Raw genomic sequence first — 23,215 nt, 5'->3', positions numbered from 1 at the left:
AAGGTGAACGATTATGCCAATTTACAATGCTCCTTTAGCTGATATGAAATTCATCTTAAATGATGTATTCAAAGCAGAACAATTTTGGCAGTCTAATGAGAAACTCGCTCATGTAGATGCTGCAACTGCTGAAGCAATTTTAGAAGAAATGGCTAAATTTGCTCAGAACGTGACTCATCCATTAAACCGTACCGGTGATGAAGAAGGCGCTCGCTATGAAAACGGCGAGGTGTTCACTCCAGCAGGTTTTAAAGATGCATTCCGTCAATATGCAGAAGGCGGTTGGATTGGCTTAGGTGCCGACGAAGAATGGGGCGGTCAAGGCATGCCAAAAATGCTCACCGTTCTTTCTGATGAAATGTTATTTGCTACTAACCCATCATTTATGCTCTACCCGCTTCTTTCTGTGGGTGCAGGCATGGCTTTAAGCAGCTATGCATCTCAAGAACAAAAAGAAACTTACTTACCTAAGATTTACTCAGGCGAATGGTCAGGCACTATGTGTTTGACAGAACCGCATGCAGGTACTGACTTAGGTATTATCAAAACTAAAGCTGAACCTAATGAAGATGGTACTTATAACATTACAGGTACTAAAATTTTCATCACTGGTGGTGACAACGATTTAGCGGAAAACATCATTCACTTGGTACTTGCTAAAACTCCAGATGCCCCTGCTGGTTCACGTGGTATTTCTTTGTTCATCGTACCTAAGTACTTTGTGAATGAAGATGGTTCATTAGGTGAACGCAACCTAGTTGGTCCAGGTTCTATCGAACATAAAATGGGGATTAAAGCATCTGCAACTTGTGTGATGAACTTTGATGGAGCAAAAGGTTACCTTGTTGGTAAAGAAAACGAAGGTCTTGCTGCCATGTTTGTCATGATGAACTACGAACGTTTATCTATGGGTATTCAAGGTTTAGGTGCATCTGAGTTTGCATATCAAAATGCAGCACAATATGCGACTGACCGCTTACAAGGCCGTAGTGCATTAGGTGTTCAATCACCAAACAAACCAGCAGATAGCATTTTGGTACATGGTGACGTGCGTCGTATGTTGTTAAACGTACGTGCAAACAATGAAGCATCACGTGCTTTTGCAGTCTATGTAGGTCAACAGCTCGATATCACTAAATTCTCAACTGATGCCGAAGCTGTGAAAAAAGCCAATAACCGCGTTGCCCTTTTAACGCCGATTGCTAAAGCTTACCTTACAGATACAGCATTCCAAGCAACTTTAGATGCTCAAATGGTATTCGGTGGGCACGGTTATATCCGTGAATGGGGTATGGAACAATGTATCCGTGATCTTCGTATTGCTCAAATTTATGAAGGAACAAACGGCGTTCAATCTCAAGATTTAATTGGTCGTAAAACCATTAAATGTGGCGGCGCGTTCATTGCTGAATACATCACTGAAATCCGTGACTTTGCAAATGACTTAGACACAGATTTGAACTTCATTAAAGATGCAACTTTAGATGCTGCAACTGAAATTGAAGCAATCACTCAGTTTATTATCGAACAAGCTGCTGAAAATGTAGACTTCCCTAACTCTGCTGCTGTTGATTACTTACATGCAGTTGGTTTACTCAGCTTCGCTTATATGTTTGCGAAAATTGTGGCAGCGGCAAAAGATAAGTCTGGTGATTTCTACCAAAACAAACTCGCTTTAGCTCAATACTTTGCTGAACGTATCTTGCCAGAAATTGATGCGCGTATTGCTAAAATCAAAGCAGGTTCTGACTTAATTATGGGCTTTAGTGAAGACTACTTTACGAACCAAGCTTAATTAAGTTCTTTATAAAAAACGCCTGAAAAATCAGGCGTTTTTTTATTTTGTATCTACTATTTCAATTGGCATGAAATTTGTTTAATTTCTAAACATTACGAAGCAAACAAAAGATCTTACTATGCCTGATCCCAAAAAGTATGAGCGTATTCTGGACCGATTTGGTCATTATGCCGTTGAAGCTTTTCATTATTTAGCCCTGTTTATTATTGGCTGTATGGTGGCGTGGTCCGCAGCCAATACTGTCTTTGAAATTTTAACCATCAAAAAGTATGCTTCAATTGATGATATTTTATTATTATTTATATACTTAGAGCTTGGAGCAATGGTTGGGATTTACTTTAAAACCAATCATATGCCTGTACGCTTTCTTATTTATGTTGCGATTACGGCATTAACCCGTCTACTTATTTCAGATATCCAACATGACCATAAAGCGGATATGGACCAAGTCATTATTACAGGCTCAATTCTTATTTTAGCCCTTTCAATCTTAGTCGTTCGTTTTGCATCTTGGAATTATCCTTCAGTGATGAAAGAAAAGCATGCAAAAACACCCATAACTTTAAAGCCTCCTCAGCCTCAAGATGATGAATTAGCATAGAAAAATGGCCTCAAGATTGAGGCCATTTATATATTCTATATTTCAAAATTAACGAACACGATAAATTTGATGTTTTGAGTCTACAAGTAAATATTGGTTAGGCGTTTTAACCCAACGGTATCCACGTGGCGGCTCATACAAACGATGCGATCTCCAGTCCGAAACATAATAGCGACTATTACGATATTCCGCAGGAATACGATCACCGCGTTTAAATGCTACATATCGACCATAGTGTTTTCCACGATCGGCATTTGACCAACTTGGAGCCCGATGATCATTACGATAATCGTGGCGACGGTCATCACGATCACGATGTTCATATCGGTCATGGTCTTTACCATGGTTATTATCCCAACGATGATTTGTATCGGCCATCGCGGTAGCTGATATACCTAACATTAACGTCGAAAGTACAAGAACGATTGGCTTTTTCATGCCCTATTTCCTTTTAATCTTGATATGAAGCTAGATTAGAAGACAGTCAAGGAGAAACCATGAATAAAACAGATAACATTGCTAAGGTTTGTAATGACTATAAAGAAAATATGAAGAATCTGTATCTATGCTAACATTAGCTTTTTTCTAGCTAGGTCAATTGCTGTGTCTGAAATCAGTTTTGAACGTCTTCATCAGTTTTTCTGCAAAGTTCCAAGTGTGCAAGAAGCACGTATTATGGCGAATGGAGCAGATGGCGAACACGCTTGGTGGTTTAAGTTCAGTATTGATGTAGAACACCCACTTGCATGGCAAACAGTTCAAGAGTTAGGACATGTTTTAAACTACCTATCAACAAATGAACGTCTACCGACATTATTCTTTCCTGTTTCTCCACCTCCTTACATGAACGGTGAAGCAAAAGATTTTTTATCATGGATTATTCAGTGTAATCATCCTGAGTTTTCTCCAGATGTAGTCTGTGACTGGCTTGAGGCACGTTTACCAAATCCAGTAGATGATGAGTCACAGTGGAAAATTAAGACTGATTTGAGTGAATTGGAAAAGTTAGATGATAAGACTTTGGATCAGTTGATTCCGCCAGCACCTTAAATTATTTCAATGATGGGATAGGCTAAGTGATATAGAAATTAAATATTTCCCAATATTCGCTGGTGCTAAATGTCATCCACAACCTGCCCGAAATTTATGAATATATTGTTTTTGCAATAAAATCGGTTAAATGGAGATATTGAACAGGTTTTGTGGATGACAAATGCCTTTGGTTACTTTGGGCAAAACCAAAGTAACGAATGAGCTGTAGGTTTAGGGTGAGACTAGGTAAGACTCCGTCGTGAACATATAGCCTGAATGTTTATATAAAAAATAGAATTAGAAAGTCGATAAACCTGACCATTCCATAAAACGATAAATCCAATATTTCACTTTAGACTCATCGGCATACTTCGCATATTCCACACTCATCTGTCTGCCTTGCAGGTTTGACCAAGAAGTGTTGAAGTAATCTTGAGCATCTTTAAAGACTTGATCTTGAACTTTGCCCATAACCAGCATGTCAGTTTCAAGGTTATAATTTTTTAAATTACGGGCTGTAAAATTAGCCGATCCTACAATCAACTCAGCTTGCTGAGCGTTATATTTTAATATCATTTTGCTATGGTTCTGCTCGCCATGCGTATCACACCAACGGATTGGAATACCTACAGCATGAAGTTCGGAGGCAACCTGACGGTTTGGAATACCATTTTTTTGTCGGCCAAAAGCATCTTTATTTGGATCAAGCAAAACGCGAACAATCACCCCTCTTTCTTGAGCATTTTTTAAAGCCTGAATAATCTTACGCTCAGATAAATAGAACATACTTAAATCAAGGTGCTCTTTAGGCTTAGCTGAGTTAATCAATTTTAATACAGATTGATAAATCGCTCCTTCAGTTAAGACTTGGACTTGAGGTTTAGTTACGTCTTTTTCAAAATCACCTAAAATGAGCGAGGGTGCACTACTTCCCGACATTCGCGCAACTGCTGCTTCAGATTGTAAGACATCTGCTGCTGTGGCTCCCGTTACAACCAATGCAACATTTGAGTGTCTAGAACTACCATCATGTGGGTTTGCAGAAGTTACGAGTGATTTCCAGCCAGTATCGGTATCAACTACCACGGTTTTACGATGATTTGCCTTAAAGTTAAATAAGTTTAAATAGCTACGCAGTGTAATTTTTTCATCACCGAACGGATTTGGTAACCAGCCTTTGTCTGGGTTATTCCCAATATTCTGACAGCAGATGTACCATAAGCCGGACCAGAATGGGTTAGACGCACGTAATGGGCCTAAATTGGTTTCAATCACATCAACACCCGCTTGACGTAACTGACGGTAATTTTCAGGTTTTAAGCCCCCATAGACCGAATTAATCGGGTCAGTAATCATTACAATCTGAATTTGGCGATTTTGTCTTTTTTTACTTACCAATGCATCAGTTAGCTCTTGCATGAGTGGTCTTTGCTTTATTTTTGAATCGCCAACTTCTGAATTAAACAAGAACATATCCACCACAATCGTGGTTTTCGCCTCATCAATCATTTTCAAGATTTCATCAAAGATGTGCTGATCAACCTGTTGTTGCCCTTTTGCATCAAGGTAGGTTTTATCTGCTAAAAATTTGACATCGGCATGTCTAAGCTTGCCACTAAAGTTAATCCCTTGTGGCAATGGTTTTACTGTGTGGTAAATTGCCGATGCAAGATATGCAATAGCAACAACGCAAAGTAATATCGCCATATAACGACGCCCTGACCAATTTATTTTTTGATGAATTCGTTGAAAAATACGCATAAAAAAGACCTAACTTGATAGTTTCAAGTTAGGTCTTTTGGTTTGATTTTTCAAGTTTAGTTTCGTGTTAAACCCTTAAAATTTAAAATCAACACCTACTGTAAAATTGCGTCCAACTTGTGGAATATTTGATAAGAATGATGCATGTTGATAAACCGTGTCATCTAACAAATTGTTCGCTTTTAAGTACACACGATAATCCGTTTTTGCAGCATATTGCCCTGAATATGCCACACCAAGATTTAGCATATTATAGCCTTCAGTTTCGGTCTCGTATGCCGCGATTTTGTCTTGGTTAAAGACATGATAATACTCGGCAGAACCACTAAAACCATTACCGAAGTCTGCATCGACTTTAGTCCCTAAGCGTCCTGCTGGAATACGTGGTGCATTTCCTTCAGCATCAATTTTACCGCGCACATAGTCACCAAAAGCACTGATCTTGTACATTGGGGTAATTTGATAACCAATTTCACCCTCTGCACCATAGAAACGTGCTTTATCTTGAGTGTATTGAACTAAACGGAAGTCTTTATAGCGGTCAAGGGTTTGCGCATAGATATAATCATCAAACCAGTTATGGTAAACATGAAGATGATAATCGAGTTTGTCATTATCAAAATGCAAACCTAACTCAACGTTATTGGATTTTTCCTTACTGAGCTGATCGTTCCCTAACTCATAAGTATTTGTCGCAAAGTGCCCACCATTTGCATATAACTCTTGAGCTAAAGGTAAACGTTCTTGATGAGAGGCTACAAACGAAAGTTTATAGTTTGGTGCAAACTCCCAGTTCGCAGCACCTGCATAAGAAAAGGCAGAACCATCAAAATCTTGTTTAGAGTTATCATCTACATCAATTTCTTGCTGATCTGCACGTGCAGAAAGCTCAAAATGTACGTCTTTCCATTGTTTATGTTCTAAAGCAAATACGCTCCACTTTTTCGTAGTGGTCGGTGCCATAAAGGCTTCTTCACCAGTCAAATCTAATTTTTGCTGGCCTAACTGCGCGCCAATGACCCCTTCCCAATCAGCAATAGGGTTATGTACTAATTCAATACGCCCATCATAGCCTTTGTTTTGGAATCGGGTGGCAATTGCCCCTTCTTCAATTTCATCATGCTGATAGTCGGTATAACTGGCCTGAGCACGTAACTTTTGGAAGCCTGCAAATGGATCATTTAACTCAGTTTTAAAGTCATAACGCTCAGATTTTAAATCAATCCATGGGCCACCATGTTCGTGATCATGTTCTTCATGCTCATGATCGTGAGCTTCTTCACCATCTTCATGCTCATGATCGCCACAATGTAAATGCGGTATTCCCGTTAGATGAGCACTACAACTTTCATATTCATGACTATGCCCAGGCAAACCATACTGGTCTCGACGGTTGCTATAAGAAATGCCTGTATAGCCACGGTCATAAATCCAAGACAATCCGACGTTAACTGAATCACCCTGAGCAAAAGTATTGTCTACACGGCGCTCTTTTTCACCTTCATGAATATAATTTGGTGCAATGTAGTTATTCGCATCACGTGTTAACCCCTCAACACGTAAAGCCACTTGACTACCCAAACCTACAGTTACACCAGCACTCGCCAGTTTTTCATCACTTCCAGTGTTGTAACGTAAGCCAACTTGTCCTTCATAACCGTTTTCAGGCATTTGCGTAGGGATCTTGTTATCAATAACGTTGACTAAACCACCGACAGTTCCCGCACCAAACAGTAAAGTAGAAGGGCCTCGAATCACTTCAACTTGTTTTGCAAGCACAGGATCTACAGTTACCGCATGGTCAGGAGACAACGTCGAGACATCAATATTTTCTGATGAATTTTGAAGCACTTTAACGCGTGGACCATCTTGTCCACGGATGACTGGACGACTCGAACCAGCCCCAAACTGATTAGCGTAAATTCCCACTTCACTACTGAGTGCATCCCCAATGGTCGCAGCACCTTGTGATAAATGCTTTTGGTCAACGACAGTATCTGCAACAGCAAAATCTTGTGAGGTTTGCTCAAGTGGATGAGCCTTAATTCGAATGGTTTCTAACTTTTCAACATTTTCACTTTCTGCTGCAAACGAAGGAACGGCTATGACAGCTAAAATGGATATGGTCAAAATATTTTTATAAAACTGCATTGGATGTGTCCCGAATCACGATATGTTTTATTTTTGTTATATTATAACATTTCGTTTGTTTTGCAATAAAAAACATTTCTGATTCGACGATTCGTTAGACTGGTCAACTAAATGATGTGAGTAATTTTTGATTTCTAATGCCCTTTACCATCTCTCATGCCGTTATAGCTCCTCCTCTATCCAAGCTTAGCCAAAACACTTTACCGATTGCTGCGTTAGCCATTGGGAGTATGACACCCGATCTTTACCGCTTATTTACAGTTCAGTCCAGCATGCTGACGCACCAATGGAAAGGTCTGATTTATCCCAATCTTGCATTAGGCCTCGTCTTTTGTGTAGTTTGGTATTTTCTTTATCGTCCAGTGGTGTACCGTTTTTTTGGTGTGCAACATGATCTTGTTCTCAGCTCTTTAAAACGTATTTCTATATTTTTTATTGGAATCATATTTGCACTCATCATCGGCATAGCGACTCATCTGATTTGGGATGGTTTAACGCATGCTGACTTTCGAACCTTTGTATTTAAAGATGTATTAGCGACAACAGTTCATCTTTTTGGGCGTCCATATCCATTACATCGTCTTTTACAACTTGGCTCCTCTGCTCTTGCTTTGCCTTTTCTCGCTTGGATGTGCCTTCACTATTACCAGCGCTATAAACAGCATTGGAAAGTAAGTAGAAAAATTAAATTTTTTGCATGGTCTTTATTTATTCTATCTACGCTCTTGGGTTTATTTTCTTTTTGGGATTATGCTCGCTACATTCCTCATGAGGTTTGGCACGCCGACACCTACTATTTTACAGGCCGTTCGATTAATGAGTTTATGCAGGGCTGGTTAAGCACCTTTAGCTTAGGATGCTTATTATTCTTGTTTTTAGATCGGCAACAAAGAATGGGATGAATCAGGAAACTTGCTGCCAAATTGCTCATTTTCAGGTTAATTTCTGCGGTTTTTTGATCTACTTCTTGTGACAAACCATGCAACAAGGCATAATCGAAAACTTATTTTTTTTGACGGTGCGCGGTTTACGCATCCGTCTTTTCAGCCAATATAGTTTGGATAATCTTCATTATGATGCGAACTCATTACTGTGGCTCTTTAACTGAAGCCCAAATCGACCAAACCGTTACACTATGCGGTTGGGTACATCGTCGCCGTGACCATGGTGGTGTTATTTTCCTTGATATGCGTGACCGTGATGGTCTCGTTCAAGTGGTTATTGACCCAGATACTCCAGAAGCATTTGCAACTGCAGATAAAGCACGTTCTGAATATGTATTAAAAATTACAGGTCGTGTTCGTCGCCGTTATGAAGGTACTGAAAATGCCAACATGGTGAGTGGTCAAATTGAAGTTTTAGGTAAAGACATCGAAGTTCTTGCTGCTTCAGAAACACCTCCATTCCCGTTAAATGATGAAAATACCAATATTTCTGAAGAAATTCGTTTGAAATATCGTTTCTTAGATATTCGTCGTCCTGAAATGTTGGATCGTTTACGCTTCCGTTCTAAATTGACTAATCTTATTCGTAATTATTTCGAAGACAATGGTTTCTTAGACGTTGAAACACCTATTTTGACACGTGCAACACCTGAAGGTGCGCGTGACTACTTAGTGCCAAGTCGTGTACAAAATGGCAGTTTCTATGCACTTCCACAATCACCACAATTATTCAAACAATTGTTGATGGTGGGTGGTATTGATCGTTACTACCAAATCGCGAAATGTTTCCGTGATGAAGACTTACGTGCTGATCGTCAACCAGAATTTACTCAAATCGACGTTGAAACATCGTTCATGAGTGACGATGACATTATGGACTTAATGGAAGTCCTAACTGTGAAGATGTTCGATGAACTTCTTGGCGTTAAATTCGATAAATTCCAACGTATGACGTATGCAGATGCAATGCGTGACTATGCATCAGACAAACCTGATATGCGTATTCCGTTGAAACTCGTTGACGTTGCAGACTTAATGCAAGAAGTAGAGTTCAAAGTATTTGCGGGTCCTGCAAAAGATCCTAAAGGTCGCATTGTTGCTTTACGCGTTCCGGGTGCAGCATCTTTGCCACGTAGTGCAATTGATGAATACACCAAATTCGTTGGCATCTATGGTGCAAAAGGTTTGGCTTACATCAAAGTTAATGAACTCGCTAAAGGAATTGAAGGTCTTCAATCTCCAATCGTGAAATTCATTGAACCGATCGTACTTGAACTGTTGGCACGTGTTGGTGCGCAAGATGGCGATATCGTATTCTTCGGTGCAGATAAAGCTAAAGTTGTAAATGATGCAATGGGTGCTCTTCGTGTGAAGATTGGCCATGATTTGAATCTTTCAACTTGTGAGTGGGCTCCTCTTTGGGTTGTTGACTTCCCAATGTTTGAAGAAACTGACGATGGCAAATGGACTTCTGTTCACCATCCATTCACGCTACCAAAATCAAGCGTAGAAGAAGTGAAGAGCAATCCAGGTGAAGCACTTTCTGTTGCTTACGACATGGTATTGAACGGTACTGAAGTTGGTGGTGGTTCACTTCGTATTTATACATTAGAAATGCAAAAAGCGATTTTTGAAGCGCTTGGTATTTCTGATGAAGAAGCAGAAGAGAAATTCAGCTTCTTATTAAATGCGCTTCGTTACGGTGCTCCTCCTCACGGTGGTTTGGCATTTGGTCTTGACCGTTTAGTGATGTTAATGACGGGTGCGACTTCTATTCGTGACGTTATTGCATTCCCTAAAACTAAGACTGCTGAATGTCCACTTACTCAAGCACCTGCTCCTGTTGAAGCAAATCAGCTTCGTGACTTGGGCATCCGCTTACGTGAAAAGCCAAAAGCTGAAGAAAAACAAGCATAATTTTCTATACGATTCACAAAAAAGCCTTACTTTATGTAAGGCTTTTTTTTATTGCGTTGAGATCGCACTGTGAGAATGGCATAATAGCGCCTTATTTCTCCCTTTGGTGTGAGCAAAACTTATGGCTATGCGCCCTGCTGTCCGTCGTCGTGCACTTGTATTAATAATCTTCGCTATCGCACAGTGGTTATTTATGCGTTACATTTTAGCCAATGGTTTATTTAATATAGATACCAATCAACGTATTTTATATTTTTGCGTAAGTAGCTTAGGTGGTGCTCTACTCATTTTTGTGAGTTTGATTTATATGGTATTAAAAGGTAATGCCGACCAAGCTTAACGACACTGCTCGCCACTGGTTTTAACTGATATGATTTGACTGGTGGCTTAATTTTTTATTTATTTTGTTATCAAGACTTTTAACCTCATTTTTTGTGATTTGGACACAGCATCATTAATGCGATAAAACTCTTTCCAAAATTATTTTTAGTATATTTTCGATTGAGAAGTGATGTTATTATGTATTTTTTATTCAAAATAATTGCTTTGCTTCCATTGTCTTTTTTGCAGCTCATCGCCTCGTGGGTCGCTATTATACTCAATAGCTATAATTCATCCATGAAGCAAATCACGCGCATTAATATACAATTGGTCTATCCAGATTTAAATACGCAACAGCAACAGATATTCATCAAAAATAGCTTAAAAAATCAATGTATGACTTATATTGAATCCATCAAAATTTGGAGTATGCCCCCTGAATATAGTTTAAGTTTATTAAAAAATATTAATGGTGAGCAATTTTTAACTGAAGCATTAACCAATAAAAAAGGGGTTATTGTGGTTATTGCTCATTTTGGGTGTTGGGAACTTTTAAATGCATGGCTTAACCTGCATACAGCCCCTATGATTATGTACAAACCGAATAAGAATAAAGCATTAAATCGTTTTATATTAGAAGCCAGAAAAAATCTAAATGCAATGCTTGTTCCAACTGATGAAAATGGTGTACGCACTATTTTTAAACATCTAAAAAAAGGTGGATTAACAGTGATATTGCCTGATCATTTACCCAAAGAATCAGGGGGGATTTATTCAGAATTTTTTGGTCAAAACACATTATCAACCACACTGGTTTCAAAACTTGCCAATAAAACCCAATCTAATGTGATTGGAATCAGTTGTATTCGCAATCCAGATACTCAATTTGATATTCAATGTACTCCATTATCTGAGTATATCTTATCGAAAGATTTACAAATATCGGTTGATCACTTAAATAAAGATTTAGAAAATATGATTAATGTCGCACCTGAACAGTATATCTGGTCGTATAAGCGTTTCAGAAATTGCTATGGAAATATTAATAGATATCGCCCTTAATTAAATGATCACCAATACTTCAAGCTATTTTATAGATTTTTTTCAATCAATTAATTTTAACTCATTAAGCTTAACTCTCAACTATAATATAAATATCTCTCAGTTTTATTTAATATAATCAACTTTATAATTATTACAGAAATTAATGCCGCACTCATCTTTATGACTTCAGCAACATCAATAATCCAAATGAATATCTTTCAAAGAGGATATTCATTTTTCATTAGATTTGATCAAACTATCTAGAAGAACTATAGTAAACCATATTCTTTTAACAAATATTCATTATAAGAACCTGTTTGTACTTCCTTAATATAATTCAGTTTATGAATTTCTATTTTTGATAAAATTTCACTATAATCTTTCACATCAAATACTTCAGCTTGTTTTACTTGTAATAGATGTACCAAGGTATCATCTAATAATAACATTGAACTATGCAGTAAATGTGTTTTTATTAATTCATTAAACATAATCTGAAAAATAAAATAATGCGGGATATTATTTTGCGTTTTCCAATAATTAAGCATAATATCTAAACAAAAATGTGTAATTTCATTATGCTTTTGCGACACAATAAAACTATTTAAAACATTAACAAAATGTTCATCATGCCAACCAAAATAATCATCATTAAAATCAATCCATTTATTTTTATTTTCAGCTTCAGAATCGCGCTGGAACATAAAAAAATCTTGTTCAAGAATTAAAGGGTTGATTTCTTCAGTTAATAAAATTGTGGCATCAATCCAAATTCCCCCATATATATCAAGTAAAGCAAGTCGGATAAGATCAGCAAAAAAGGCTGGTTTAAAGTTTTTATTTTTCTTAGTTTCCCAAACAAAATCTGGCAGATCTAGATATTCTTTTACACTTTCTTCATCAAGCCGTATGACTTTATAGTCACCTTTAAAACGATCGACAGAGGCAAAACATAATTTCACCGTGTCATTTTGCTGTGCGGCAGCAAAACCTTGTCCCCAATACTGCCAAATAATTTTTTGATCTGAAAATTGTTTTTTCGCTTTAAGTTGGAAATGTTCTAGCTTACCAGCAAAATATTGATCTAAAAAAATATTCCATAATTTTGCAACATGCTTTTTTTGTAAAACATTGGCTTGTTGTGCTTCTCGTTTACGCTGAGCTTTGGGTACAAATAACGAATAAAAAGTACGCCAAGGCTGTTTTTTCAAACGTTTTAATCGGACAGTTTGTGCTTCATCGTGAGAAAATAAATCTATCATTTGTGACATTACTTCAATATTTTCTGGTTGATCTTGTACCTGCATTGACATTAAAAATACCCCATCAACTTTTTAAAACAGTTTGAAAAATTATTATTGTTTTTTTCATCATAACGTTTAAATATTTCAAATTATTCACTAAAACATATTCTGCAGACCAGTATTCAGGATTTTTAAGCTGTTCTATTCCCTTTTTTTGTTGAAATTGAACATTATTCTGAATTTTTAAAATAGTCTCAATACATTCATGAAATTTTTCATCTACACATATTTTAATCATAGTTGTAGGCTTACTACCTCGTATTTCTTTTATTTTAGATACGAAATTAGTACTTGTAAAAACGACCAGTTCATTTGCTAAAAATGCTAAATTTGGAAAGTATTTAAAGTACTTATCAGTAGAGCATTCTAAATAATTGGGGTGCCCATTTTCCATACTCCAACTACCTCGTCCAATATCAAAGCATGCTGTAATAATTGTAATCGACATTTTACGAACCTATTTTGGATATTGACTTAACATGATTTTAAAAATTCTTTTTAAAAGAGAAATTTTCCATTTATCAAAAATTGATTTTTTAAATTTTTCTTCTTTATTTAACAATTTGCGCTCTTGCTCAATATAACTTTGTCCTGTACCCATTTCATCAAGTTCAGGATGATCAAATAAGAAAGTCGCATAAAACTGACAGTTTGGATCATAATCACGCATCTGCGACCAATGATCACAGCCTTTTGGAATCTCATGATAACGGATTAATAATTCAGCCATTTTTCGGTCAATAATATAAGCATAAGTATAAAATAAGCGTCCAAAATACACAGGATGAAGCTTAAGTACAGGTGTTTGATTGATCTTATTTTCTAAAAATGTACCACGTACAGTCTTGCTACTTCTCAGTTGAATGCCACCCATACTCAGAAAAAAGCACTCATGTAAATTTAAACCACTAACTTGTGCTTCTAAGTCATTTAAATCAATATCATTTAAACAAATGGCATCATCTTCAAAAATACAGGCATACTGTTCATCTGATGCTAAAAAATCTTTAAATGCATTAACATGTGACAAGGTACAGCCAAGCTCAGCAGGGCTGAGTGCTTTTTTACGTCCTGCGACTGCAAGTTTAAAATATTCAGCCGTCGGCAGTAGCGCTCCGATCACGCCCATTTTGGTAAATTCACTATGATATTTTCCAAATGTCGGTTGTGAGAAGAAGCTTGTCAATCTTGCGCTGCCTTCCTTTTCAATACTGATTAAATATTTTTTCACTGCACGAACCTGAAACGCCTACTTGGAAAAAACCATTATATTTTATTCGGCATTCAAATAGTATTTTTCCCGTGTGATTGATGAATAGATTTTTTGTAGTAACATGATTATGATGGTCGTTTTTACTGGGATGATCGCTTGAGATGACTGCACTTGGTTTTTCTTCTGAGTATTACCATGTAAAGATTGAAGAACTGCTTCAACTCAGTGATTCAAAGCTTGATCTGCAACTAAAAAATGAATATCCACATATCCAAGCAGATGATGTGATTTTATTTATCGGTAAAGATTCTAAAAATATTGCAGACAATCTATTTCAAGGGCGTGACATCTTACTCCAAGCCCAACAGCAAGGTTTAACCCATTTTCCAACATTGATCATGTTTGAACAACGTGCGCCACAATTAGGCATATTGGCATTACTCAAACCGATTCGTAAAAAATATCTTGATTTTTCAACGCAAAGTTATGAAATTCCCCTTAGCGATATTATTGATAATCATCTCGAACGTAATTTAAAAACCGAAGAAACTGCTTATAATTATAGTGATCGTAATAAATGGGGGGTGCCTAAAGATCAACGCCAAAGCCGTTTCCATGATATTGATATGTCATTTAAAGAACATGGTTACGATAAAAATCACCCCATGGCAATTATGTTATGTCGTGGTTTAGGTGTGAAAGATAAATTACATCAGGGACACCATCGGATGTTTTTTTGCCGAAAATACAATATTCCTTATATACAAGTACAATTTTTAGCAACCAACAGTTTTTCGGGGCCTTTAAAAACATTTTTTTTATGGTTAAATAAAACCCTTAAATACAAGCAAGTGAACTAGATATGGCGACAATTTCCATCTCAGTTGTCTTAACCCATTTTAATAAAGGCCCTCTATTACAACGGACAATTGAGTCTTTACAACCTGACTTGCCAGAACTTTTAGAAATTATTGTGGTGGATGATGCTTCGACTGTTCCAAATTGGAAAAATTTTTCTCATCAATTAGAACAACAATATTCAAAAGTTAAAATTATTCACAATATAGATAATAAAGGTCCTGCGAACCGTCTAAATCAAGGGGGTAACGCAGCACAAGGTGATTATCTATTTTTTATGGATGCCGATGATGTACTCGCACCCAATCGTCTAAAACAAATTGTCGAATTGATGCAAACAGAAAACTGCGATTTATTTTATGGCAATAAAGTTAAAATTCGTGATTTAGCTGAAATCAACAATTATCCACACATGGATACCTCTACAATTGAACAGCCACTGACCTACATGATTCAGCACAACATTATGGAAATGTGTGTGATGTGTTCAAAAGAACTTTGGCAAAAATCTCAAGGTTGTAATTCAAGTTTATTTATTCAAGATGAATCCTTGGCTTTAGAATTAGGTGTGGTTGCACAGAAATTATTATTTACCGAAACCGCCACCGTTTTTGTGATTTTAGATGCTGAAGAAACCAAAACCAAACGTGGTGATAACCGTTTATCACAAAATCTAAATCAGCAACATCATGATATGTTTATGACTCTTTATGACTTTTTAAATACACATGATTTAAATCAAACGCAGCAAAACTTACTTAAGAAAAAAGCACTTTCCACCTATTGGAAAAGCTTAAAATCCCGTGATCAAAAAAGCTTAAAAGAGTGTTTTTATTATGTTCTTGCCAAGCGTCATCCTGACAAATGGTGGGCAAATCGTGCAGAGGCACTTAAAACTTATTTTACCCAATTGGATCATGTCCGACACCCGTAATAAATGATTGCTTTATTTTCCTCAATCTTGATCTGAGCATTCGGTATGCCAATTCCTAAAATCATTCACCAAATTTATTTACAAGGTGAAGCCAATATTCCTGAAAATATTAAAAAATCAGTGGCTGAATTGCGTCAACGTAATCCTAATTGGGACTATCGTTTATATGATGAGGCACAGATTTTGGACTATATTCAACAATATTATGATCAAAAAACATTAGATACCTATTTATTGATCCAAGAGAATTATGCTGCTGCTCGTTCTGATTTTTTCCGTTACTTACTCATGTATCAAGAAGGTGGAGTTTATCTTGATTTAAAAAGCTCGTGTGCTGTGCCTTTTGATGACATTTTACGTGAAGATGATGAATTTATTATTTGCGGTTGGGAGAATGAAGTAGGACAACAATATCAAGGTTATGGCATTAACAAACATCTAAAATTTTTAAAATATGGTGAATATCAACAGTGGAATATTATTGCAAAGCCACATTCACCATTTTTAAAAGCAGTCATAGATGAAGTCAGTTTTCGTATTCATGACTATACCCCTATGAAATATCATGTAGGGCGCAAAGGTGTACTGAATACTACAGGTCCTGTTCCATATTCCATTGCTATTGAAAAAATTATTCAAAGCCAACAACATCCATATCGTTATGAGCGTTTTGCCAGTCAGTTTGGGCTGATTTATATCAATGCAGATACAACTGTGGTCAATAAAAATCACTATCGTCTACAAATCAACCCTGTGGTTAAACTCAACACATTTAACCAGATACTTTATAAGTTATGGTTATATATTTTACATCCACGCAAAGTTTTTAAAAGAAAAACTCAATAGGCTTATTTTAATTTGCGTTGTTCTTTTGGAATTCAAGAACAACGCCATTTAAGTTGCAGATGAATAATTTTTTTACAAAAACCAAGATGAGATGCGCTGTTTAATTCGGAATCCCCAGCCTTTGTGCTTTGCATTCTTAGAAACGTCCCATTGCTTTTCACTAATTTTTTCGTCAGTTTCACCTCTTAAATAAGCATGTCCACCAAATCTAAAATGTGATTTATCTGAAAACATAACTTTAGCTTTTTTCTTCCATATTTCATTTTCACCTCGAGTGAAAAATGGAGGTAAAACCTTAATATCCTTTCGATTTAATGCATATTTATTCAAATGACTTTCATCATGCCATAAAGCAATTTGCTCATTGCTTAAATCTACATGGGTATTACTGCTCAACTGCCGACACATTTCAAGGTAAGCCTGTGCCCGACCACCATTTAAAGCACCTGTAAAATAGTATTTCCCCTCATTCATTGCAATATAAGCTGTCGAATTAGGGTTACGATCATAGGTATATTTCTTTTTATTTCTGTGAAATGCATGCGGTTGAATAGCGAATGCTAGATTTTGTTGATGTATTGGCAAAATATCTTGTGCATCGATCGGTTTTAATATTTCAGTATTAGCATTAAAAAAATAAATATAATCGAAAGTTTTCAACCTATCTTCAATACTTAGGAAGATATCAAACCTCATTAAAGTATCATAAGGCCAACCAAGTTTATCTTGTGAAATATAAGATACATTCTGATCTGTCTTTTTCTTTAATAACTCTTCATTATCGGTAAAAACAAAATAATGCTTTTTACATTCCCGTAGAAGATTACTTTCCGCAGATTGATAAAAATAATCCCAAAATACGGTATAACGTCCTGTTGCTATATATAATATAGCGACTTTTTTAGGCGATAAATTCATGATTAATCCATTCCTGAGCAGCATTAATATTAACTTCGAATAAGAGGTTCATCATCAATTTTTAGCTTCTTTGACCTATTTTAAAACGAAGTTTGACTGCAAATAAAGAATCCTTACCACTAATTTTGATGCGTTGCAGTTGCATAAAGTCTGGTTGTAAACCATCAATACCCTCTACAGTCGTGACTGCATTACTATACCCAGCCTGCCGAGCCAGTTTCACATCTCTATCTGAATAAATCCCAAATGGGTAAGCAAAACTGGTGACTGGTTGAGCTATCAGTTGTTCAAGTTGCTGTTTTGCATCAACCAGTTCACGTAAACAATCTGCATCATCCAGTTCATTTAAATTAGCGTGTGTGAGCGTATGCGAACCGATTTCAATCAGCCCACTATCTGCTAATTGCTTAACCTGTGCATCATTCAATTTTGGTTCACGCATGAGTTCACCACTATTATGGTGTGCTTTTTTATAAGTTGACCAATCTCGATCATGTCGATCAACTACTACATAAATGGTCGCTTTAGCTTGATATTTCTCTAAAACTGGATAGGCATTTTCTAAATTATCTAAATATCCATCATCAAATGTAATAGCTACAGTCTTTGCAGGATGTTGTCCCCAATTCTCTTGTAATTCATGCATTGTCACAAAATGAAAACCTTCTGATTTCATCCATGCAATCTGCTTTTCAAACTCAGTAGGTTTTACACGCAGCTTATTAAATTTAGCACCATCTATATGGTCTCTAACCATATGATACATCAATATACGTGGCTTATTCCAATCTACTGCAGGTTTCCACCACGCATATTTATAACTAAACATTACAATAAGTAAAACCAGTAAAATTAGAATATAAATCACAGTACCAAACTCATTATTTCGCTAAAAGATATGTTGCCACACGGTCTGCTTCTTTAAAAGCATAAGGTTGTGGTAACTGTACAACACAAGTCTGCTGTGAAATTAATTGTGATTCTAACATTTGATCAACTGAGTGCGTAATGCGGTCGTCTTTCAAACGGTCCATTGCCATTACCCCGACTCGACAACCCGCAGTAAGCGCCTCAAAAATCATAGATACGCTATCTTCTGTCACCCAAACAGCTTCTGCTTTTTGCATTTCTTCAAAAATCCAGCCTTGAGGTGTTTGCTCAACCGGAAATATTTGCAAATGTGTGGCAAAGCTTTGCTGTCTTAAAATATCGACAAATCCTGCTGGCGTGCGGCGTGAAGTCGTCAGAATAATTTCAGCGTCTGGATTATTCTCAACAATTTTTTGAACACTGCTTAATACTTTATCTTGGTTCCATTGATGTCGTTTAGATGAGCCACCTAAAGCTATTAAAATTCTGGCTGCTTGATGGCGATTTTCATTACGAATTGGATTGAGTGCACCACGCGTGACAATCACATGGCTATCGGCATGAATGCCGTCATGCTCTGGAATAACTGCATAATCAAAGCAAACCACAGGTAAGTTAGGCTTCATCAAAATAATAGTTTTAGCTTTTCTAAAAATCTTACCGAGTAACCAGACCCGAAAATGAGTGTGACTTCCCACTCCAAATATAAAATCGGGAGCTTGTTGAAATAAGGAGTTTTTTGAAGAGAAAAGTACCTGAATTAAAGAAATAATAGGTAAATCAGAAATGAGGATCTCTTCAAAAGTTGTATCTGCCTGTTGTCTTTGCATCGCCTGAAACAAGCCTAATGCTTGTGAGCGATGTCCTGCCTTACCATCAGAGACATAGACAATATGCATAAAAGCTCCATAAGCCAAAAATAAAAAGGCGAAACCAAAGTTCGCCTTTTTATGTTAACGGATTAACTTATTTTACGTAAGTTAACCAGTGTTCATATTTCGGATTTCTACCTTGAACTGCATCAAAGTAAGTCTTTTGAATTTCAGTAGTAATTGGGCCACGGCCACCTGCACCGATTTGACGGTCATCGTATTCACGAATTGGTGTTACTTCCGCAGCAGTACCAGTGAAGAATGCTTCATCTGCAATGTAGAATTCGTCACGTGTAATACGACGCTCAACAACTTGATAACCAAGATCTCTCGCAATTGTCATGACAGTTTGGCGTGTAATACCATCAAGCGCACCACCAGCGATATCTGGAGTATGTAAAACACCATCTTTAATCAAGAATACGTTTTCACCAGAACCTTGGCATACATAACCTTGTGGGTCCATTAACATAGCTTCATCGTAACCAGAATGTGCAACTTCTTGGTGAGCAAGAATTGACAACGTATAGTTACCAGATGCTTTTGCTTTACACATGGTCACGTTTGGATGATGGTGAGTAAACGATGAAGTTTTAACGCGAATACCATTCGCCATTGCTTCATCACCAAGGTATGCGCCCCACGCCCATGCTGCAACTGCGGCATGAATGGTGTTATTTGTTGCTGCAATACCAAGTTTTTCTGAACCGATCCAGATGAGGGGACGTAAATAGCAAGAAGCTAATTTATTTTCACGTACAACATCAATTTGTGCTTGTTCAAGCGTTGCTTGGTCATACGGTACTTTCATTTGATAAATTTTTGCTGAATTTAACAAACGTTTTGTGTGGTCTTGCAGACGGAAAATGGCAGTACCTTTAGGCGTTTCATAAGCACGAACACCCTCAAATACGCCCATACTGTAGTGTAAAGTATGTGTTAAAACGTGAATCTTTGCATCACGCCAATCAATTAATTGTCCATCTTGCCAAATAAAACCATCACGATCAGCCAAATTCATGGAACACTCCAAATTGTTATAAAATCATTCACTATCCAACTCAACCGAGGCGGTTGGGTCTATTAATCTTTGCCATAAATTGCAAACGACCGCACGGGTACTACGCCAGTCCGCTGCGCTTACTTGCATGGATTGATTTGCAAGGGCTAAACGGTGGCTTTCGGCACGTTCACTAAGATAGGCTCGAATTAATGCTGTGGCATCTTCACTGGATAAGCAGTCTGCTTTAGCAGCATCTTCTAAAATTCTTACATTATCAGAATAATGGGCGAGATCAGGGTTCGTCCCGCTCCATGCAAGTACAGCATACTGTGCCATAAATTCGATATCGACGATACCACCTGCATCCTGTTTTAAATGAAAAATACCATGTTTTTTTTGTTCAGAAGATGAACCTAGGTGGTCTTTCATTTTCTGACGCATTTTCAACACTTCTTCACGAACATAAGCCTCATCTCTAGATTGAGTCAATATCTCACGGCGAAATATTTCAAATTTCTGGCAAAGCACCTCATCGCCAGCAATAGAACGTGCTCGAACTAATGCCTGATGCTCCCAAAGCCATGCACTTTTCAACTGATAGTGTTCGTATGCCTTAAGACTTGTCACCAACAAACCTGCTTCACCTGACGGTCTTAATCGTGTATCAATTTCATAGACACGGCCATCAAGCGTTTGAGTAGTCATGAGTGACATAAATTTTTGAGCAACACGCATCGCAAACTCAAAGCCAGTAATAGACTTAGTTCCATCCGTATCGGCTTGTTCATCCAGATAATGAATAAAGACAAGATCTAAATCGGAGCCATAACCCAGCTCAATTCCACCTACTTTGCCATACCCAATGACAGCAAAGGCTTTGTAGTCAAGAGAGCAACGTTTCCCATCGACATCACATGGATAACCATGACGCTTTGCTACGGTCTGATAAGCTAAATGGAGGGTTGCGTTTACACTCACTTCAGCAATATCGGTTAGCGCATCAGATACTTTCATTAGAGGGCTTTCAGCTAACACATCGCTTGCAGCGACAGTGAGTACATTGCTCTTTTTAAACAGGCGAAGCGCTCGCATTTGGTCTTCAACCTGATCAATCTCAATGCGAAGCAACTGCTGACGTAAAGAATCTTCTAAGTCCTTGCGTTTTGGCAACTCAAAGTCCATCGATAAAAACTCATCAAGCAGTACTGGATATTGCGTTAGTTCTTCACAAATCCAAGGACTTACGGTCGCCATTTTAACTAAGCGTTGTAATGCCCCTTTACTTTCAATCAGCATGACTAAGTACACTGTCCGGCGCATGACCGATTCAATCAGTGGCATTAAACGTAAAAGTGCAGTTTGAGGTTGTTCGGACTGTAAAATCACTTCAATTAAATGAGGCCAGAATGTTTTTAAACGCTGGACTGCATTTGAAGGTAGTTTTTTGAGTGCATGACCGTGCCAGAATTCATGAATCAAATTTTTCGCATTGTCATCCAACACTTCATCTAACTGCTGCTCTAACTGTCCAAAGTTTTCAGTTGCGGCATTTGAACTTGTATCTTCAATGAGCTGCTTAAATTGAACTTTTACTTTCTGGCGTTTCTCATTGAGAACATCAATAAATTCATTCCAGCTCGCAAAGCCCAAGGTATCTATAATGCGTTGTCTTAGGTCAATTTCTTCTGGCAATAGCTGAGTTTGCTGATCGTTGAGAGCTTGAATCGCATGTTCAACACGGCGCAAAAACAGATAGGAATCTTCAAGTTCTAAAACGGCTTGTCTTTCTAATAACCCTGATTCGCCAATATGCTCAAGACTAACTAAACATTGGCGGTCTTGAAGCTCACGTTTAGAGCCACCGTAAATAAGCTGGAAGACTTGAACAATAAACTCAATTTCGCGAATACCGCCTGCCCCAAGTTTAATATCATCCTCAATATGACGACGCAGAACTTCACGTTCAATCATCGCTTTCATATCGCGCATCGCGGCAAAAGCGGTGTAATCAACATAGCGGCGGAACACAAAAGGACGTGTCATTTCTAACAAGTCTTGCCCTTCTTTATCTCCAGTTACAACACGTGCCTTAATCCATGCATATCGCTCCCATTCACGACCATGCTGACTTAAATATTTTTCTAAAGCTGCATGACTAATCGCCAATGCCGAGCCATCACCCCAAGGACGCAAGCGCATGTCTACTCGAAATACAAAACCATCTGCGGTAATGTGTTCAAGTAAATAAATGAGTTTTTGTCCCCATAAAATACAGAACTGCTGTACATCAATGCATTTACGACCATTGGTTTCGCCTTGTTCATCAAAGGCAAAAATTAGATCAATATCACTCGAGAGATTAAGCTCTTGTGCACCGAGCTTACCCATGGCAACTACAATCAAATCTTGAACTTTGCCAGAGTAACCCACAGGTTCACCGTGTTTCGCTACGAGTGCTACACGTGCAAAAGCCTTTGCCGCACAAATGCTGGCATCGGCAAAATCAGAAAGTTCACGAGTAAGTGTGACAACATCGGTTAGTTGATTGGCATCTTGCCAAATCCAACGGAACATTAAACGACCACGCAAAATACGAAGTGCGCGCATCCAAGATATTTCGTCACCAATTCCATCTAGTGTGGTTTGTACAAATTGGTAAATTTGATCAGTTGAGAGCGGTGCAGTAAATTGATCTATTTGGTAATCTTGTTCTAAAACAGCCTGATGCAGGCCTAAAACTTGTTCTGCGTACTGACTAGCACGCAATGTTTTTTGTAACTGCTCCGCATTCATATAAAAAGCTCTTTTCCTCGTACTCTCTTTTTAGT

21 protein-coding genes are annotated in these 23,215 nt (G+C 37.5%); 10 read left to right on the top strand and 11 right to left on the bottom strand.

What is annotated here, in order from left to right:
- The first annotated feature begins 13 nt into the window (after window positions 1-13).
- Both ACB088_RS00480 and ACB088_RS00475 read left to right on the top strand, forming a co-directional pair.
- Window positions 14-1,795, top strand: coding sequence for an acyl-CoA dehydrogenase C-terminal domain-containing protein (locus tag ACB088_RS00480; protein ID WP_375037715.1), 1,782 nt, complete (start codon window positions 14-16; stop codon window positions 1,793-1,795).
- Window positions 1,796-1,916: 121 nt separating this feature from the next.
- Window positions 1,917-2,399, top strand: a complete 483-nt coding sequence (locus ACB088_RS00475; protein ID WP_375037714.1) for a phosphate-starvation-inducible protein PsiE — start codon at window positions 1,917-1,919, stop codon at window positions 2,397-2,399.
- 48 nt (window positions 2,400-2,447) lie between these two features.
- Here ACB088_RS00475 and ACB088_RS00470 read toward each other — a convergent pair whose 3' ends face one another.
- The gene (locus tag ACB088_RS00470; RefSeq protein ID WP_133747718.1) at window positions 2,448-2,837 is read right to left on the bottom strand and encodes an RcnB family protein; all 390 of its coding nucleotides are present in this window, start codon (window positions 2,835-2,837) and stop codon (window positions 2,448-2,450) included.
- A 165-nt stretch (window positions 2,838-3,002) separates the two neighbouring features.
- On the opposite strand from ACB088_RS00470, the gene ACB088_RS00465 reads away from it, so the two are divergent.
- The gene (locus ACB088_RS00465; RefSeq protein WP_004638883.1) at window positions 3,003-3,449 is read left to right on the top strand and encodes a hypothetical protein; all 447 of its coding nucleotides are present in this window, start codon (window positions 3,003-3,005) and stop codon (window positions 3,447-3,449) included.
- 279 nt (window positions 3,450-3,728) lie between these two features.
- Here ACB088_RS00465 and ACB088_RS00460 read toward each other — a convergent pair whose 3' ends face one another.
- Both ACB088_RS00460 and znuD read right to left on the bottom strand, forming a co-directional pair.
- Window positions 3,729-5,192, bottom strand: coding sequence for a phospholipase D family protein (locus tag ACB088_RS00460; RefSeq protein WP_375037713.1), 1,464 nt, complete (start codon window positions 5,190-5,192; stop codon window positions 3,729-3,731).
- 75 nt (window positions 5,193-5,267) lie between these two features.
- The gene (gene znuD / locus ACB088_RS00455) at window positions 5,268-7,343 is read right to left on the bottom strand and encodes a zinc piracy TonB-dependent receptor ZnuD (RefSeq protein ID WP_375037712.1); all 2,076 of its coding nucleotides are present in this window, start codon (window positions 7,341-7,343) and stop codon (window positions 5,268-5,270) included.
- Window positions 7,344-7,480: 137 nt separating this feature from the next.
- On the opposite strand from znuD, the gene ACB088_RS00450 reads away from it, so the two are divergent.
- The 4 genes from ACB088_RS00450 to ACB088_RS00435 all read left to right on the top strand — a co-directional run bounded on the left by ACB088_RS00450 (window position 7,481) and on the right by ACB088_RS00435 (window position 11,587).
- Window positions 7,481-8,245, top strand: coding sequence for a DUF4184 family protein (locus tag ACB088_RS00450; RefSeq protein ID WP_375037711.1), 765 nt, complete (start codon window positions 7,481-7,483; stop codon window positions 8,243-8,245).
- 171 nt (window positions 8,246-8,416) lie between these two features.
- On the top strand, window positions 8,417-10,204 hold the full coding sequence (aspS, locus tag ACB088_RS00445; RefSeq protein WP_003655162.1) for an aspartate--tRNA ligase: 1,788 nt from the start codon (window positions 8,417-8,419) through the stop codon (window positions 10,202-10,204).
- Between the two features lie 121 nt (window positions 10,205-10,325).
- Entirely contained in the window at window positions 10,326-10,544 is a 219-nt protein-coding gene (locus ACB088_RS00440) for a hypothetical protein (protein WP_003655160.1), read from the top strand.
- Between the two features lie 179 nt (window positions 10,545-10,723).
- Window positions 10,724-11,587, top strand: a complete 864-nt coding sequence (locus tag ACB088_RS00435; protein ID WP_375037710.1) for a lysophospholipid acyltransferase family protein — start codon at window positions 10,724-10,726, stop codon at window positions 11,585-11,587.
- A gap of 251 nt (window positions 11,588-11,838) precedes the next feature.
- Here ACB088_RS00435 and ACB088_RS00430 read toward each other — a convergent pair whose 3' ends face one another.
- Genes ACB088_RS00430 through ACB088_RS00420 form a run of 3 tightly spaced genes read right to left on the bottom strand, consistent with a single transcriptional unit; the run spans window position 11,839 to window position 14,104 of the window.
- Complete coding sequence (locus ACB088_RS00430; RefSeq protein ID WP_375037709.1) at window positions 11,839-12,882, bottom strand: capsular polysaccharide synthesis protein; 1,044 nt, start codon at window positions 12,880-12,882, stop codon at window positions 11,839-11,841.
- 13 nt (window positions 12,883-12,895) lie between these two features.
- Window positions 12,896-13,321 (bottom strand): WlaTC/HtrL family glycosyltransferase, encoded by a 426-nt coding sequence (locus ACB088_RS00425; protein WP_375037708.1) that lies wholly within the window; start codon window positions 13,319-13,321, stop codon window positions 12,896-12,898.
- Between the two features lie 9 nt (window positions 13,322-13,330).
- Window positions 13,331-14,104 carry a glycosyltransferase family 25 protein gene (locus tag ACB088_RS00420; RefSeq protein WP_375037707.1) on the bottom strand — a complete coding sequence of 258 codons (774 nt, stop codon included), beginning with the start codon at window positions 14,102-14,104 and terminating at the stop codon, window positions 13,331-13,333.
- A gap of 143 nt (window positions 14,105-14,247) precedes the next feature.
- Here ACB088_RS00420 and ACB088_RS00415 point away from each other — a divergent pair, with 143 nt between their 5' ends.
- Genes ACB088_RS00415 through ACB088_RS00405 form a run of 3 tightly spaced genes read left to right on the top strand, consistent with a single transcriptional unit; the run spans window position 14,248 to window position 16,724 of the window.
- Window positions 14,248-14,946 carry a hypothetical protein gene (locus tag ACB088_RS00415; RefSeq protein ID WP_375037706.1) on the top strand — a complete coding sequence of 233 codons (699 nt, stop codon included), beginning with the start codon at window positions 14,248-14,250 and terminating at the stop codon, window positions 14,944-14,946.
- 2 nt (window positions 14,947-14,948) lie between these two features.
- Window positions 14,949-15,878 (top strand): glycosyltransferase family 2 protein, encoded by a 930-nt coding sequence (locus ACB088_RS00410; RefSeq protein WP_375037705.1) that lies wholly within the window; start codon window positions 14,949-14,951, stop codon window positions 15,876-15,878.
- A 45-nt stretch (window positions 15,879-15,923) separates the two neighbouring features.
- On the top strand, window positions 15,924-16,724 hold the full coding sequence (locus tag ACB088_RS00405) for a glycosyltransferase family 32 protein (protein WP_375037704.1): 801 nt from the start codon (window positions 15,924-15,926) through the stop codon (window positions 16,722-16,724).
- 72 nt (window positions 16,725-16,796) lie between these two features.
- On the opposite strand, the gene ACB088_RS00400 is transcribed toward ACB088_RS00405, so the two are convergent.
- The 5 genes from ACB088_RS00400 to glnE all read right to left on the bottom strand — a co-directional run bounded on the left by ACB088_RS00400 (window position 16,797) and on the right by glnE (window position 23,180).
- The gene (locus ACB088_RS00400) at window positions 16,797-17,642 is read right to left on the bottom strand and encodes a family 6 glucosyltransferase (protein WP_375037703.1); all 846 of its coding nucleotides are present in this window, start codon (window positions 17,640-17,642) and stop codon (window positions 16,797-16,799) included.
- A 61-nt stretch (window positions 17,643-17,703) separates the two neighbouring features.
- A complete protein-coding gene (locus ACB088_RS00395) occupies window positions 17,704-18,510 on the bottom strand; it encodes a polysaccharide deacetylase family protein (protein WP_375037702.1) in 807 nt (268 codons plus the stop codon).
- 13 nt (window positions 18,511-18,523) lie between these two features.
- Window positions 18,524-19,411 (bottom strand): mitochondrial fission ELM1 family protein, encoded by an 888-nt coding sequence (locus ACB088_RS00390; protein WP_375037701.1) that lies wholly within the window; start codon window positions 19,409-19,411, stop codon window positions 18,524-18,526.
- Between the two features lie 67 nt (window positions 19,412-19,478).
- Window positions 19,479-20,405, bottom strand: coding sequence for a branched-chain amino acid transaminase (locus tag ACB088_RS00385; protein ID WP_005050169.1), 927 nt, complete (start codon window positions 20,403-20,405; stop codon window positions 19,479-19,481).
- A 24-nt stretch (window positions 20,406-20,429) separates the two neighbouring features.
- On the bottom strand, window positions 20,430-23,180 hold the full coding sequence (glnE, locus tag ACB088_RS00380) for a bifunctional [glutamate--ammonia ligase]-adenylyl-L-tyrosine phosphorylase/[glutamate--ammonia-ligase] adenylyltransferase (protein WP_375037700.1): 2,751 nt from the start codon (window positions 23,178-23,180) through the stop codon (window positions 20,430-20,432).
- Window positions 23,181-23,215 lie beyond the last annotated feature (35 nt).

Origin of the sequence: Acinetobacter sp. RW6 (genome assembly GCF_041956835.1) — a bacterium.
Taxonomy (GTDB): domain Bacteria; phylum Pseudomonadota; class Gammaproteobacteria; order Pseudomonadales; family Moraxellaceae; genus Acinetobacter; species Acinetobacter calcoaceticus.
This window is presented reverse-complemented; position numbering and strand designations above follow the sequence as displayed.

Excerpts from the sequence above, each read along its gene's own strand:
- ACB088_RS00480 (WP_375037715.1), top strand. The coding sequence starts at position 14 with ATGCCAATTTACAATGCTCCTTTAGCTGATATGAAATTCATCTTAAAT.
- ACB088_RS00475 (WP_375037714.1), top strand. The coding sequence starts at position 1,917 with ATGCCTGATCCCAAAAAGTATGAGCGTATTCTGGACCGATTTGGTCAT.
- ACB088_RS00470 (WP_133747718.1), bottom strand. The coding sequence starts at position 2,837 with ATGAAAAAGCCAATCGTTCTTGTACTTTCGACGTTAATGTTAGGTATA.
- ACB088_RS00460 (WP_375037713.1), bottom strand. The coding sequence starts at position 5,192 with ATGCGTATTTTTCAACGAATTCATCAAAAAATAAATTGGTCAGGGCGT.
- znuD (WP_375037712.1), bottom strand. The coding sequence starts at position 7,343 with ATGCAGTTTTATAAAAATATTTTGACCATATCCATTTTAGCTGTCATA.
- ACB088_RS00450 (WP_375037711.1), top strand. The coding sequence starts at position 7,481 with ATGCCCTTTACCATCTCTCATGCCGTTATAGCTCCTCCTCTATCCAAG.
- aspS (WP_003655162.1), top strand. The coding sequence starts at position 8,417 with ATGATGCGAACTCATTACTGTGGCTCTTTAACTGAAGCCCAAATCGAC.
- ACB088_RS00440 (WP_003655160.1), top strand. The coding sequence starts at position 10,326 with ATGGCTATGCGCCCTGCTGTCCGTCGTCGTGCACTTGTATTAATAATC.
- ACB088_RS00435 (WP_375037710.1), top strand. The coding sequence starts at position 10,724 with ATGTATTTTTTATTCAAAATAATTGCTTTGCTTCCATTGTCTTTTTTG.
- ACB088_RS00430 (WP_375037709.1), bottom strand. The coding sequence starts at position 12,882 with ATGTCAATGCAGGTACAAGATCAACCAGAAAATATTGAAGTAATGTCA.
- ACB088_RS00425 (WP_375037708.1), bottom strand. The coding sequence starts at position 13,321 with ATGTCGATTACAATTATTACAGCATGCTTTGATATTGGACGAGGTAGT.
- ACB088_RS00415 (WP_375037706.1), top strand. The coding sequence starts at position 14,248 with ATGACTGCACTTGGTTTTTCTTCTGAGTATTACCATGTAAAGATTGAA.
- ACB088_RS00410 (WP_375037705.1), top strand. The coding sequence starts at position 14,949 with ATGGCGACAATTTCCATCTCAGTTGTCTTAACCCATTTTAATAAAGGC.
- ACB088_RS00405 (WP_375037704.1), top strand. The coding sequence starts at position 15,924 with ATGCCAATTCCTAAAATCATTCACCAAATTTATTTACAAGGTGAAGCC.
- ACB088_RS00400 (WP_375037703.1), bottom strand. The coding sequence starts at position 17,642 with ATGAATTTATCGCCTAAAAAAGTCGCTATATTATATATAGCAACAGGA.
- ACB088_RS00390 (WP_375037701.1), bottom strand. The coding sequence starts at position 19,411 with ATGCATATTGTCTATGTCTCTGATGGTAAGGCAGGACATCGCTCACAA.
- ACB088_RS00385 (WP_005050169.1), bottom strand. The coding sequence starts at position 20,405 with ATGAATTTGGCTGATCGTGATGGTTTTATTTGGCAAGATGGACAATTA.
- glnE (WP_375037700.1), bottom strand. The coding sequence starts at position 23,180 with ATGAATGCGGAGCAGTTACAAAAAACATTGCGTGCTAGTCAGTACGCA.